Genomic DNA, 12,378 nt, shown 5'->3' with positions numbered 1-12,378 from the left:
TATCTACTTTTGTGAAAAATTTAAAAGGCATGCAACTTATACTTAAGTATTTTCCTAACCTTACCGAAGATCAAATTGAAAAGTTTAAAAAACTTGAAGCTTTATATCAAGATTGGAACTTAAAAATAAACGTAGTATCTAGAAAAGATATAGACGAGTTGTATTTACGTCATGTTCTTCATTCTCTCGCTATTGCGAAGGTTATAGACTTTAAAGACGATACAAATATTTTGGATGTTGGCACAGGAGGCGGTTTTCCTGGAATTCCATTAGCGATATTATATCCAGAATGTAATTTTCATTTGGTAGATAGTATAGCAAAAAAACTAAAAGTTGTTAATGATGTTGTTGAAGGCTTAGGTCTCGAAAACGTTAAAACAACACATAGTAGAGTTGAAGACATCAAAGGTACTTACGATTTTATTGTAAGTAGGGCAGTTGCAGCTATGCCAACGTTTGTGCATTGGATTAAAGGAAAAGTATCTAAACACCAAAACCACGACCTTAAAAATGGTATATTATATCTTAAAGGTGGTGATTTATCCGAAGAGCTTCAGGGCTATAAAAAAGCAGCTATTTATAATATTTCAGATTTCTATACTGAAGATTTCTACGACACTAAAAAAGTAGTGCATTTACAGGTTAAATATAAAGCATAATTAAAGTGAATTCGTAGACTACAGCGTTTTAGTTGTACTAAATTATTTTCTAACTGAGTTTTCCTTGTAGGAAGCTAAATAATCTTGTATTTTTGTAGCCCGAAAAACGGATGGTTTTTTAGTATACAAATACTATTGCAATGCAGTCGGTTTGAAGCGTTTTAAAAATTAGGAAACAAAAAAATAGAGTATGAGTCCAGCAGGAAAATTAACTTTCGATGTATTAATAGAAATACCAAAAGGAAGTAGAAATAAATATGAATACGATTTCGAATTAAACAAAATTCGTTTCGACCGTATGTTATTTTCATCAATGATGTATCCTGGAGATTATGGTTTTATTCCAGAAACTTTAGCATTAGATGGAGATCCATTAGATGTTTTAGTAATGGGTACAGAGCCTACATTTCCAATGTGTGTAATGGAAGTAAAGCCAATTGGAGTATTCCATATGGCAGATGAAAAAGGACCAGATGAGAAAATAATTTGTGTTCCAGTTACAGACCCTATTTGGAATAGCTATAACGATATTAATGATTTAAATCCGCACAGAATAAAAGAAATCACTCACTTTTTTCAAGTCTATAAAGACTTGGAAAAGAAGAAAGTAGATGTTGGTGGATGGGGAGACGCAAAGGAAGCTTACGATATCTTAAATAAATGTATCGATCGTTACGAAAACAGCGAACATAAAAAGAATGGCGATTTCACAATCTAGCCATTGTTGTTAATTATTATAAAAAGCCTTTCAGAATTTAATTTTGAAAGGCTTTTTAATTTTTAACTTACTATATTTGTAGCGTGATACAATTAAATACATTTTTATTTATTGGAGGCCAAGAAGCTATTTTAGTTATTCTAGCTATAATTATGATTTTTGGTGCCAAAAACATTCCTGAGATTGCTCGTGGTTTAGGTAAAGGTATGCGTATGCTAAAAGATGCTAGTAACGATATTAAAACCGAAATTACTAAAACAGCAGAAAAGCAGGGCTTAGATACCAGTATTACGAAAGATGTTCAAGAGGAACTGAAAAAGGTTAAAGACGAATTTGAAGACTTTACAGGTTCTATTAGTCGAAAAATGTAATCCTCTCAATTAGAATGCATACACCTTTTTAATTTTTTGAATGTTTGTTATAACTTCAGAGGTTTAATGGCTAGTTTATAAATCACAAGCCTCATAGAAAACCTGTAAATTGAATGCAATGTTTTTGAAATAAACCTTTAGTATTCGTCTATATGGTTTCTCCATATATTTTTAAACTGTTGTTACCTCCGTATATATATCATTGAGAAAATGGTTAGACTATGCTAAAATAAAGTTAATCAATAGTATATAGTAAACACATGTGTTTTGTTTAGTTATATTTACTTAAAATTAAACAAAAATAATTATGGACATTTTAAAAGAAGCAACATTATTTGAAAACGCAAAAATGAGTCATATGTCTACTAGTGATAGAGTAGCGGCCTCAAGAGAAGCAAAACGACTAATTTTAGCAATTAACGAGATTTACAAGCAAACAAAAGCTACAATGTTAATGGATGTAATGAAGCGTTTAACGGTTAAGAAGAAGCGAATTGATGTTCGATTAAAAGGAAGACCTGATTCAGGAATATAAGCATATCAAAAAAGGAAATAATATTCTTTGGTTTGCTTTATAATCTTGTTTTGATGACGGTAATGCATCATTATTAATGGCGTTTTAATAGTGAAGAAAGTATACAATACGCGTTTTATATATATGTTATTGCAACAGGTATGGTAATTGCAAAGAAGTTTGTGTTTTTTTAATATTTTTTAAAAGCTTGTTTAACATCTGGTATATTATTAGAGGTTAATTTACTTTTATGACTTTCCCAAAGTAAATGCAACACAGCAAACACACAACGCCATTTTTTTAAGACTAACAGATCTTTTTTATACTACTTTATGGTGTGAAGTTTATTTAATTTCCAAGGTATTCCATATCAAGTTTATTAACTTCTTCCCTAAAGAATCTTTTGAATCGTCCATTTCCATTGTCATAAACAATAAACCGGAATCTTTTTTGCCAACAGTAGTTATTTCGTAAATATTTATCTCGTCGTTGTAAGTTAAAACGGCTCTGTCTACTTTAACTTTTAAGCCAGAACTTAACACTCTTTCATAATCTTCTCGAACCAATTTAAATCCATAATTAACGCTCTCTTTTGTAACTTCATTAATCATCAATTCATTCAATGCTGTTGGGTTAATTGTTGCGTATTTTTGAATAATAAAACCAGAACCTTCGGCATTCATAAGCATTAATTGTTCAATACCGTCATCAATTGCTGTTTTTGCAACTTTGTATTCTTTAGGGAATTTAAAACTAAAAGATTCATCAGAATACAATAATGTATCCTTCTGTTTTACATTTATTTTTAGCAATTCATTGTCTATGTTTAATTCATAATCTTTGTCTAATTCTATCTCAAATACTTTCCCATTTATTTCAATTTTGAAATTCTCTTGAGAATAGATTAAATGGCTTACAGATAGGATTAGAATCAATATTATGTTTTTCATATTCTTTTGTTTTAAAATTTTGTAGTAGGTTTCGTTGATAAAAAAGCATTTCAATACTGAAGTATATTCAATATGCCTAAACGAAGTTAGTGGTTTTTTCTAACAAAGGCAATTTCATATGCTAATAGTCAATCCATCATGAATTAATGAAACTACAGAAAATCTAGGTTAGACATAAGCAATATTAAAGATGTGCAATACAAGCTAAAAAGCTTGCAACACGAATTTGAAAATTTCACGTCTCACTTAGTAGTAAAATACTTATAAGTTTGAGAAATTATGATGTGTTATTTTTAATTCCTTTCTGTTGTCCTAATTTATAAAAACACTTAATTCTACAGCAAGTGGTCTATGGTCCGAGGCAATGGGTTCTTTTAATAGCATGATTTTTTCTATTTTAAATTTTAATTTGTCATTCTCACGATAAATGAGATGGTCAATTTCCGCTTTTTCTTTGCCTTGAAAACTTAAATTATCTTCACTTTTTTTTGCGAATACAAAACCTTCTCTAGCAAAGTATTGCATTGTAGGCGCATTAGGCGTACAGTTAAAATCACCTGTAATAATTACAGCTTTATCTAAAGTGTTTAGATAAGCGATTAAGGCTTTAGCTTGATTTAATCTACTAATGTTTCCTTCGTTTCCGCTTATCCAATCTAAATGAACATTTGCAAATAAGATACTATGTGTTTTAGTTATTTCTATTTCTTGAATAAGCGATGACCGCGGCTCGTGTATTCCATCTGGTAATTCTAGAACTTTAGTTGAAATTATTGGTTTAGCAGACAAAGTAGCCATGCCATAGTTTCCGCCATCGAAAGGCATGAATGCACCAAAAGTTCCTTTGGTCTCTGTTTTTTTAGCTAAATATTCTGTTTGTTCAACACTACCTGATCGCAAACAAAAATGATCAACTTCCTGTAATGCGCATAAATCTGGCGCAAAATAATTAATTATTTCTGCAGCACGAGATAAATCTAAAATGGTATCTAAACCTTCTCCATGCCGAATGTTGTAAGACATTATTTTCAGTTTCATAGATTGTTTCTCATTCTTTGTGCATGAGAAAAACAGGCTAAGACAAATAATTATAAGTAGTTTTTTATTCATTAGATGGATAGACGTTTATTATAAAAAACACTTCAATAATAAAAGGTATTCAATTATTGTAATACGTACTTCTCAAAAATATCTTCTAATTCTTTTTCTGGGTTTTCTGTTAATCCTGAATGTGTTTTAGAACTTTGTATTATAGTGCTTCGTGACGATGCAAGCCATCTAAATCTATCAGATAATTCAAGCTTACCAATAACTCCAGAAGACGCATCTCCTTTACAGATTAATTCCCATGATTTTAGGTAATTATTTAGGGCTTCTAAATTTAACTCGCATGAAAAAGCATTTAATTTTGCGATGTTGATTTTGTGTTTTACATCAAGGAATTTTTTTCGTTTAGAAAATAGTATGACTCCAATGTTAAAAAACTCTTCACGCTCTACTCTAGGAACCAATCTAATAATGGCGTATTCAAAAGTGACTTTATCTTGCATCTTCAGCTTCTTTAACTAGTGAATCAATCATTAAAAGTTTGGTGTTGATGTATTCTATATAGGCTTCTCGCATCTCACTTGGTGTTATAGAATCAGATTCGCTTAAAAGCCAGTCTTCTGGTATTTTACTTATAATCCCTTCAATTGTGTTTTTGCTTAGCGTATTAATTATCTCTTGAGACGCCTCATTTAATTGAGTTGCGCGTTTTAAAAGCACATGGTCTTTTATAAGCGGAAAAGTTCTTGTTAAATGGTTTCTCCAGGTATGCCAATTATGATGAAAATAAAAACTAGCTCCATTATCAATAATCCACAATTCATTATTCCAGTTTAATAAATTTGTGTTTTTTGCAGTTCTATCGATGTTACTAATAATACTATCCAGAAGTACTATTTTGGACGAAGTCAAGGCATCTGCGATAGAAACCAAAGGATCAAAAGTTATTGAGCTACTTAAATAATGTAATCCCAAATTTAAACCTACACTAAATTTTAGTAAGTCTTGTATTTCTTCATCTGGTTCGGTTTTGCTAAACGAATCATCTAAATTCATGAATACCAACTCAGGTACTTTTAAGCCAATAGCGCGAGCCAATTCTCCTCCAATAAATTCAGCAATGAGGGCTTTTTTGCCTTGTCCGGCGCCTCTAAATTTTAGAACATAAAGAAAGTCATCGCTAGCTTTAACAATTGCTGGTAAAGAGCCACCTTCTCTTAGAGGTGTTATGTATTTAACGACATCTACAGTTCTAATATCAATTTTACTCATATTTATTAAGTTCAAATACTCCTACTAATCGTCAATCCGTCTCTTATAGGTAACACAACAGTTTCCACTCTTTTATCTTCTTTTAAAAGCGTATTATATTCTAAAACAGCTGTCGTCATTTTATCTTTTGGGTTGAGTGTTTCTATTACTTTTCCACTCCATAAAACATTGTCAGATAAAATTATTCCTCCAGGATTTAATTTATCGATAATCAGGTTGAAATAATTAACATAATTGTCTTTATCTGCATCAATAAAAACCAAATCAAAGGTTTTATTAAGTTCTGGAATCACCTCTAAAGCATTGCCTAAATGCTGAACTATTTGTGTTCCATATTGAGATTTATCAAAAAACACACGTTGAAAATCGAAGAGTTCTTCATTTATATCGATCGTGTCAACAGTGCCGTTCTGTTGCAATCCTTCAGCTAAACACAGTGTGGAATAGCCCGTAAACGTGCCTATTTCTAAAATGTATTTTGGGTTAATTAGTTTAGAAATCATACTCAGCACACGACCTTGATAGGGACCACTAGACATACGCGGTTGTAATATTTTACGAAATGTTTCGCGCGTTAATTGTTGAAGTAATTCTGGTTCGTTTTCAGAATGGGCAACAACATAATCGTCAAGTTTTTCTGGTATAAAATGCATTACTATTAAGTGGTCTGTTGTAGCGTTCTTAAGTTGATGTTTTGTTATTTCTATAGCGCAAAGCGAATAAAACCCCAATCATTATTGTGATGTGATTTCTTAGTCTTGCTTCCTTTGAAAGGGCTATTAGCTTAAAATTCGTTTTACTAATTTATCTTTTGCTGCTTGATCATCACCACACAACCATTGGATAACGTTGTGTTCCCAAATAGCATCACGCTCAGGTTCTGTAATAATTTTTCTCTCTATTGCCAAGTCTAAAATTTTCCCAGGATACGAACTTTGTTTTTCGCTCTCCATTTCTCCTAAAGGATAAGGGTCGTCAAGTCCCATTAGGACTTGTTTGGAACCTTGATTTCTAATTAATAACTCTAATCCTCCAGTATCATGTACCAAAGTATCGAAAAAGATGTTTTTATGTCCTACAGCTGTTCTTGGATGACTTTTACCTTCAAATAAATCTGGTCTACCATCAAAACCTTGAATACGTCTCCCTAAATTTATTTGTGCTAATTGTCCACCATGAGCAAAACAGGTTCTCATATTTGGATATTTATCTGGATAACCATTTAATGTCAAAAAATGATAAGCATCTGCACATTGCGCAAGCATCCATATTAAATGAAAGCGCCAAGACGTATTTTCTAATTTTATAAACTTCTCACCATCATAAGGATGTATTTCTACAGCTAGATTGTATTTATTAGCCAATTCAAAAATGGGTTCATTTTCCTCATCAAATATACAACGCCAAGTCCCTATAGTATCCATGTAATGCGTTGGTAAGCATAGTAATTGCATGCCTAATTCCTCAACACAACGTTCAATTTCCCAGCATGCACCGCGAACAAAGCCAGGATGCACAACAAAACCACAAGTAAATTTACTTGGGTTTTCTCTTTGAACTTTAGCGTTGAAATCGTTTTGAAAACGTAAAGCCTGTTTCATTTCTTCTACACGCAATCCATTACCGTATAATTGCGATAAATTGAGAACGACTGCATGATCAAGCTTATTGCGTTCCATCCACGCTAGTTTTTCATCTAAGAAAAAACTAGAATCAGTTACAGGACGACTCCAATCTTTTTGAAGCATAAATTTTCGGTCTTTATCGACCCAAAAGATGCCTTTGTCTTGCATAAATTGAGGAATCTCCTCTGGATATGGTAATAAATGTGAGTGACCGTTTATTCTTAGTTTGCGTTTTTCCATGTATTTGTCATTGCGACGGTTTTGCCTTGGCAATCTTTTTTGTAAAGAGATTACTGCGTCATACTTACTCGTATTGACGACTATTTTATTAGTTATTCTGTCTTAATTTTGCTTGGTGGTTGCATGACTGTACTGCATTTTTTACACGTACGTTTTTTTTCATTGTTATAATACTTATCAAAAATCACTGGCATATCAGTCTCGATATTGTCAAGCTTAAACTTTTTCTTATATAGTTTTTCATTACAATTTTCGCAGTACCAAACTAAGGCATCTTTCATCTTTTTAGAACGCGGATATTCAATTACTAAACCAACAGTATTTGCAGTACGTTGCGGAGAATGTGGTACTTTTGGAGGTAATATATAAATGTCACCTTCTTTAATATGCACATCTTTTGGAGTATCTCCATCCATTATTTTTAAAACCATATCACCTTCTAACTGATAGAAAAATTCTGGAGTTTCATTATAATGATAATCTTTTCTGTTATTTGGTCCGCCAACTACCATAACAATAAAATCACCATCTTTCCAAACACATTTATTACCAACAGGCGGCTTTAAAAGGTGTCTATTTTCTTCAATCCAAGCTTTAAAATTTAAAGGCGAAACTAATTTACTCATGGTTTTATATTTTGGGCGTTACCCTAAAAAGGGTCAGGCTTTCAAGGCTCGCGCTCTGCGAGGAGCTCAAACAAACCTTTCAATCCTTAACGCGGATTCATCAATCTTATAAAAATAGCAATAAAAAACGGAATACAGAATTATAAAGACTTCGTTCTTCCGCCATCAACAGGAAGATTAATTCCGTTAATATAAGCAGCACGTTCACTCGCTAAAAAAGTAATTGCACTAGCAATTTCTTCTGGTTTTGCAAAACGCTTTGCTGGTACTGCATTTTTCATGGCATTAGCAGACTCTTCCTCTGTGTTTCCGGTTTTAGTAGCTTTGTTTTTTATGATTTCTGCAAGTCTTTCGGTTCCTGTAGCTCCTGGAAGCACGTTGTTTACTGTAATACCAAATTGACCAAGTTCATTAGCCAACGTTTTACTCCAACTAGCAACCGCTCCACGAATGGTGTTACTTACGCCTAAGCCATCTAAAGGTTGCTTAACCGACGTTGAAATGACATTAACAATTCTTCCGTAACCTTCCGTTTTCATAAATGGAACAACCGTTTGCGCTAATACATGATTGCATTTTAAATGCTGTGTAAACGCACTTTCAAACTCTTCTACATCTGCAGAAAAAACGGGACCTCCTTTTGGACCTCCTGTATTGTTAACCAAAACATGAAAACCATGATTTTTAGAAACATAGTCTAAAACTCTAGCTTTTAATTCCGTAGGATTCGAGAAATCTGCAACGATATAATCGTGATTTCTATGTTGAGGTAAGTCTGTTAAAGTCGCTTTTAGCTTGTCTTCATTTCTAGCAATAAGTGTTACTTGTACACCTTCTTCGGCTAAAGCTATTGCTGTGGCTTTTCCTATTCCTGCTGTGCTTCCGCAAACTAGTGCGTATTTTTTGTTTAAATTTAGATTCATTTTATTTAGATAAAAGATTCAAGAACCAAGAATAAAGAAAGTGTGTGCCGTCTTGATTCTTGGTTCTATTATGTTAGTTCTTTCTTAATATTTTATACAAACATTCTTAGCTTCAGTAAAAAAGCGTAGCGCTTCAAATCCACCTTCGCGTCCAACACCAGAAGCTTTTACACCACCAAAAGGTGTTCGTAAATCGCGCATCATCCAAGTGTTTACCCAAACAATACCAGCTTGTAATTGGTGGCTCATGCGCATGGTACGTTTTAAGTTGTTTGTCCACAGTGTGGCAGATAAGCCATACTTAACTTTATTTGCCATTTGTAAGACTTCGTCTTCCGTGTTAAAAGGCATGATTGTAACTATGGGTCCAAAAATCTCTTCTTGGTTTACTCTGCATTCATCATTTGGTACTTCAATTACTGTTGGTTCTAAATAGTAACCGTTTTCGTAACCTTTAACTGTTACTTGATTTCCGCCACATAAAACGATACCTTTTTCTGCTTTCGCAATTTCGATATAGTCTTTTACTTTTTCTAAATGAGGTTTCGAAACCAAAGCACCTATATTAGTTGATGCTTCAGAAGGGTGCCCAACTTTTAGATCCTTTATTTTTTCAACAAAATCTTTTTTAAATTTCTCATAAATAGAAGCTTCTACAAAAATGCGGCTTCCACATAAACAAATTTGACCTTGATTAGCAAAAGAGGAACGTACTGTAGTATCCAGCATGTCCTCATAATCGCAATCTGCGAAAATGATGTTTGGGTTTTTCCCACCTAATTCTAAAGATAGTTTTTTAAACATTGGAGCTGCTACTCGTGCAATATGTGCTCCTGTTGCCGTTCCTCCTGTAAAACTAATAGCTTTAATATCTTGATGCTCAATAATGGCTTGACCTGTTGTTGTACCAAGACCGTGAACAATATTTAAAACACCTTTTGGTAGTCCTGCTTCTGTGCAAATCTCTCCTAATAAATAAGCCGTCATTGGTGTAATTTCACTTGGTTTGGCAACGACGCAGTTTCCTGCTGCAATTGCTGGCGCAATTTTCCAAGTAAAGAGATAGAGTGGAAGGTTCCAAGGCGAAATACAACCAACAACTCCAATGGGTTGGCGCAAAGTGTAATTAACGGCTTGTTGGCCTACGCTTTCGTGACTTTCGCTTGCAAATTGTGTAATGGCATTACCAAAAAATCTAAAATTACTTGCAGCTCTTGGAATATCAATTGCTTTTGCTAAACTTATAGGTTTGCCATTGTCTTTACTTTCGGCTTCAGCGAAGCGCTGTAAATTAGCTTCTAACAATTCTGAAATCTGTATCAAAATACGACTGCGTTCTTCTAAAGTGGTTTGAGACCACACAGGAAAAGCAGATTTCGCAGCTATATATGCGTTTTCTACATCTTCTTTACTAGAGTTTGGTATTTGTCCGTAGATTTCACCATTACTAGGATTGTAATTGTCTATCCAATGGTCTTGAATTGGGTTATGGAAGTTTCCGTTTATGTAGTTTTGGATGCTTGCGAAGGCAGGAATCTCATTGCTTTTTTCTTTTGACATTACAATTAGGTTAATTCAAAATTATCTTTACTAACATTAGATTCCTGCCTACTCAGGAACTGGTTTATAGGCCATCACCTTAATTTCAACTACCAAATCTGGATGTGGTAATTGGTGTACAGCAACTGTTGTTCTGGTTGGTCCAGTTTCTTTCTCGAAAAATTCTCCGTAGGCTTTGTTGTAGCCTGCAAAATCATTCATGTTTACCAAAAAAGAAGTAACGTCTACAACGTCTTTTAAACTTGCTCCAACCTTTTTTAGGTTTGTATCAATGTTTTTTAAAACTTCACGTGTTTGCACTTCTGCATTTAAACGTTTGGTTCCCATTTCATCAATTATATCTACTCCAGCAATGGTGTTGTCTGCTCTTCTAGAACTGGTTCCTGAAACGAAAATGAAATCGCCAACTTGTTTTACGTGTGGATATGCTCCTCTTGGTGTTACTTTAGTTCCTTCGTTCATTGTTTTATTTTAATCCAGCAATATTATCGTCCTGTAAAATTGCTTCGGTTTCTTGTTGTACTTTTTTTAATAATGTTTTAAGATCGTCTTGCATGTTAATATTCTTATCTGCGATCATATTCAAAATAGCTTTGTCTTGCGCTCTTCCTTTTCTCATGGCTTGACTATAAGGAATATCTTCTTTAAAAGTTACCATAGAATATTTAGAAAAATACTCCTTTGGAAATTGCTTTTCTAAAGCCATTTCTAAGATACGTTTTTCTTTGAATATAGGGTTTGCTACATGATCTCGCATTTCGTAGTAGTTGTCTATCGCTAAATCTGCAATGGCATCTGTGTCTACTTTACGTGTTTTTCCATAGACTTTAAAAATGGTTTCCCAGTCGCCTTCATGTTTGTCTAAAATAGCATCAAAAACGGTAACATCTTCAAAGGAAGCATTCATACCTTGTCCGTAAAAAGGAACTATAGCATGTGCGGAATCTCCTAATAAAATATTTTTGTTTTGGTAATGCCAAGGCGAACATTTTATAGTGCCCAATGGTCCTGTTGGATTGTTGAAAAATTCTTCGGCTATATTTGGAATCAATGCTAATGCATCTGGGAACTGAGTTTTAAAGAATGCTTTTATAGTTTCTTCTGTTGTTAGATTATTGAAATTGTATTCGCCTTCATCGTAACTTAAAAAGAGTGTAACTGTAAAGCTTCCGTCTAAATTTGGTAAGGCAATAACCATGTATTCTCCTCTTGGCCAAATGTGTAAATAGTCTTTGCTTATTAAATGTTTACCTTCTTTAGATGCGGGGATTTCTAATTCTTTATAACCATGCGTTAAGTAGTTTTGAGAAAAACTAAATAGAAATTTACGTTCTAAATAGTAGCCTTTTCGAAGTGAAGATCCTGCGCCATCTGTTCCAAAAAGCACATCGCCTTTAACTTTTAATTCAGCTTTAGTTTCGTAATCGTATAGTTGCGCAGTATTATTTTCTATGTCGATACCATTACATTTTTTATTAAAATGAATGGTTAGGTTGTCATATTTATCTGCTTCTGTTAGTAGTAGGCCATTTAGCTCTCCTCTAGAAATAGAATTAATAAATTCTCCATCGCGACCAGAATAGTTTGAAGGAAACGTGTTGCCTTCAACATCATGAACCAATCGGCCATACATTGGTATGCAAAGCGGTTTTACTTTGTCTTCTATACCTGCCAATCTCAAGGCTTTTAATCCACGATCTGATAATGCTAAGTTTATTGAGCGTCCTGCAGAAATATCTGTAGTACGTAAATCTGGTCTGCTTTCGTAAACGTTAACAGTGTAACCTCTTTGGGCTAAACGTAAGGCTAGTAAAGAGCCACAGAGTCCAGCTCCAATTATAAGTATGTTGTCTTTCTTGTTCATATTTTTCAT

Annotated in this window: 15 protein-coding genes; 4 read left to right on the top strand and 11 right to left on the bottom strand. The window is 33.5% G+C overall.

Annotated elements, in window-relative coordinates:
• The first annotated feature begins 29 nt into the window (after nt 1–29).
• From rsmG to RH82_RS15505, 4 genes are all read left to right on the top strand, one after another.
• Complete coding sequence (rsmG, locus tag RH82_RS15520; RefSeq protein WP_034062163.1) at nt 30–659, top strand: 16S rRNA (guanine(527)-N(7))-methyltransferase RsmG; 630 nt, start codon at nt 30–32, stop codon at nt 657–659.
• 190 nt (nt 660–849) lie between these two features.
• Complete coding sequence (locus tag RH82_RS15515) at nt 850–1,377, top strand: inorganic diphosphatase (RefSeq protein ID WP_034062117.1); 528 nt, start codon at nt 850–852, stop codon at nt 1,375–1,377.
• An 83-nt stretch (nt 1,378–1,460) separates the two neighbouring features.
• Nucleotides 1,461–1,748 (top strand): Sec-independent protein translocase subunit TatA/TatB, encoded by a 288-nt coding sequence (locus tag RH82_RS15510; RefSeq protein ID WP_034062116.1) that lies wholly within the window; start codon nt 1,461–1,463, stop codon nt 1,746–1,748.
• Between the two features lie 307 nt (nt 1,749–2,055).
• Nucleotides 2,056–2,283, top strand: a complete 228-nt coding sequence (locus RH82_RS15505; RefSeq protein WP_034062115.1) for a hypothetical protein — start codon at nt 2,056–2,058, stop codon at nt 2,281–2,283.
• 323 nt (nt 2,284–2,606) lie between these two features.
• Here RH82_RS15505 and RH82_RS15500 read toward each other — a convergent pair whose 3' ends face one another.
• The 11 genes from RH82_RS15500 to RH82_RS15450 all read right to left on the bottom strand — a co-directional run bounded on the left by RH82_RS15500 (nt 2,607) and on the right by RH82_RS15450 (nt 12,369).
• Nucleotides 2,607–3,212, bottom strand: coding sequence for a hypothetical protein (locus RH82_RS15500; protein ID WP_034062114.1), 606 nt, complete (start codon nt 3,210–3,212; stop codon nt 2,607–2,609).
• 312 nt (nt 3,213–3,524) lie between these two features.
• On the bottom strand, nt 3,525–4,250 hold the full coding sequence (locus RH82_RS15495; protein WP_034062113.1) for an endonuclease/exonuclease/phosphatase family protein: 726 nt from the start codon (nt 4,248–4,250) through the stop codon (nt 3,525–3,527).
• A gap of 125 nt (nt 4,251–4,375) precedes the next feature.
• Nucleotides 4,376–4,762 carry a DUF3037 domain-containing protein gene (locus RH82_RS15490; protein ID WP_034062112.1) on the bottom strand — a complete coding sequence of 129 codons (387 nt, stop codon included), beginning with the start codon at nt 4,760–4,762 and terminating at the stop codon, nt 4,376–4,378.
• On the bottom strand, nt 4,752–5,531 hold the full coding sequence (locus RH82_RS15485) for a HipA family kinase (protein WP_034062111.1): 780 nt from the start codon (nt 5,529–5,531) through the stop codon (nt 4,752–4,754). The genes RH82_RS15490 and RH82_RS15485 overlap by 11 nt, the downstream gene beginning before the upstream one ends.
• Before the next feature lie 11 nt (nt 5,532–5,542).
• Nucleotides 5,543–6,184 carry an O-methyltransferase gene (locus RH82_RS15480; RefSeq protein WP_034062110.1) on the bottom strand — a complete coding sequence of 214 codons (642 nt, stop codon included), beginning with the start codon at nt 6,182–6,184 and terminating at the stop codon, nt 5,543–5,545.
• A 126-nt stretch (nt 6,185–6,310) separates the two neighbouring features.
• The gene (locus RH82_RS15475; protein ID WP_034062109.1) at nt 6,311–7,396 is read right to left on the bottom strand and encodes an amidohydrolase family protein; all 1,086 of its coding nucleotides are present in this window, start codon (nt 7,394–7,396) and stop codon (nt 6,311–6,313) included.
• A 92-nt stretch (nt 7,397–7,488) separates the two neighbouring features.
• On the bottom strand, nt 7,489–8,022 hold the full coding sequence (locus tag RH82_RS15470) for a 3-hydroxyanthranilate 3,4-dioxygenase (RefSeq protein ID WP_034062108.1): 534 nt from the start codon (nt 8,020–8,022) through the stop codon (nt 7,489–7,491).
• A gap of 140 nt (nt 8,023–8,162) precedes the next feature.
• Complete coding sequence (locus tag RH82_RS15465) at nt 8,163–8,945, bottom strand: SDR family oxidoreductase (RefSeq protein WP_034062106.1); 783 nt, start codon at nt 8,943–8,945, stop codon at nt 8,163–8,165.
• Between the two features lie 84 nt (nt 8,946–9,029).
• On the bottom strand, nt 9,030–10,505 hold the full coding sequence (locus tag RH82_RS15460) for an aldehyde dehydrogenase (RefSeq protein WP_052158381.1): 1,476 nt from the start codon (nt 10,503–10,505) through the stop codon (nt 9,030–9,032).
• A 48-nt stretch (nt 10,506–10,553) separates the two neighbouring features.
• Entirely contained in the window at nt 10,554–10,967 is a 414-nt protein-coding gene (locus RH82_RS15455) for a RidA family protein (RefSeq protein WP_034062104.1), read from the bottom strand.
• A 4-nt stretch (nt 10,968–10,971) separates the two neighbouring features.
• Nucleotides 10,972–12,369 (bottom strand): FAD-dependent oxidoreductase, encoded by a 1,398-nt coding sequence (locus tag RH82_RS15450; RefSeq protein WP_034062159.1) that lies wholly within the window; start codon nt 12,367–12,369, stop codon nt 10,972–10,974.
• Nucleotides 12,370–12,378 lie beyond the last annotated feature (9 nt).

It is taken from the genome of Lacinutrix jangbogonensis, from assembly GCF_000797445.1.
GTDB lineage: Bacteria > Bacteroidota > Bacteroidia > Flavobacteriales > Flavobacteriaceae > Lacinutrix > Lacinutrix jangbogonensis.
The sequence above is the reverse complement of the archived record's forward strand: the minus strand, read 5'-3'. Positions and strand labels throughout refer to the sequence as shown.

Excerpts from the sequence above, each read along its gene's own strand:
- rsmG (WP_034062163.1), top strand. The coding sequence starts at position 30 with ATGCAACTTATACTTAAGTATTTTCCTAACCTTACCGAAGATCAAATT.
- RH82_RS15515 (WP_034062117.1), top strand. The coding sequence starts at position 850 with ATGAGTCCAGCAGGAAAATTAACTTTCGATGTATTAATAGAAATACCA.
- RH82_RS15505 (WP_034062115.1), top strand. The coding sequence starts at position 2,056 with ATGGACATTTTAAAAGAAGCAACATTATTTGAAAACGCAAAAATGAGT.
- RH82_RS15500 (WP_034062114.1), bottom strand. The coding sequence starts at position 3,212 with ATGAAAAACATAATATTGATTCTAATCCTATCTGTAAGCCATTTAATC.
- RH82_RS15495 (WP_034062113.1), bottom strand. The coding sequence starts at position 4,250 with ATGAAACTGAAAATAATGTCTTACAACATTCGGCATGGAGAAGGTTTA.
- RH82_RS15490 (WP_034062112.1), bottom strand. The coding sequence starts at position 4,762 with ATGCAAGATAAAGTCACTTTTGAATACGCCATTATTAGATTGGTTCCT.
- RH82_RS15485 (WP_034062111.1), bottom strand. The coding sequence starts at position 5,531 with ATGAGTAAAATTGATATTAGAACTGTAGATGTCGTTAAATACATAACA.
- RH82_RS15480 (WP_034062110.1), bottom strand. The coding sequence starts at position 6,184 with ATGCATTTTATACCAGAAAAACTTGACGATTATGTTGTTGCCCATTCT.
- RH82_RS15475 (WP_034062109.1), bottom strand. The coding sequence starts at position 7,396 with ATGGAAAAACGCAAACTAAGAATAAACGGTCACTCACATTTATTACCA.
- RH82_RS15470 (WP_034062108.1), bottom strand. The coding sequence starts at position 8,022 with ATGAGTAAATTAGTTTCGCCTTTAAATTTTAAAGCTTGGATTGAAGAA.
- RH82_RS15465 (WP_034062106.1), bottom strand. The coding sequence starts at position 8,945 with ATGAATCTAAATTTAAACAAAAAATACGCACTAGTTTGCGGAAGCACA.
- RH82_RS15460 (WP_052158381.1), bottom strand. The coding sequence starts at position 10,505 with ATGTCAAAAGAAAAAAGCAATGAGATTCCTGCCTTCGCAAGCATCCAA.
- RH82_RS15455 (WP_034062104.1), bottom strand. The coding sequence starts at position 10,967 with ATGAACGAAGGAACTAAAGTAACACCAAGAGGAGCATATCCACACGTA.
- RH82_RS15450 (WP_034062159.1), bottom strand. The coding sequence starts at position 12,369 with ATGAACAAGAAAGACAACATACTTATAATTGGAGCTGGACTCTGTGGC.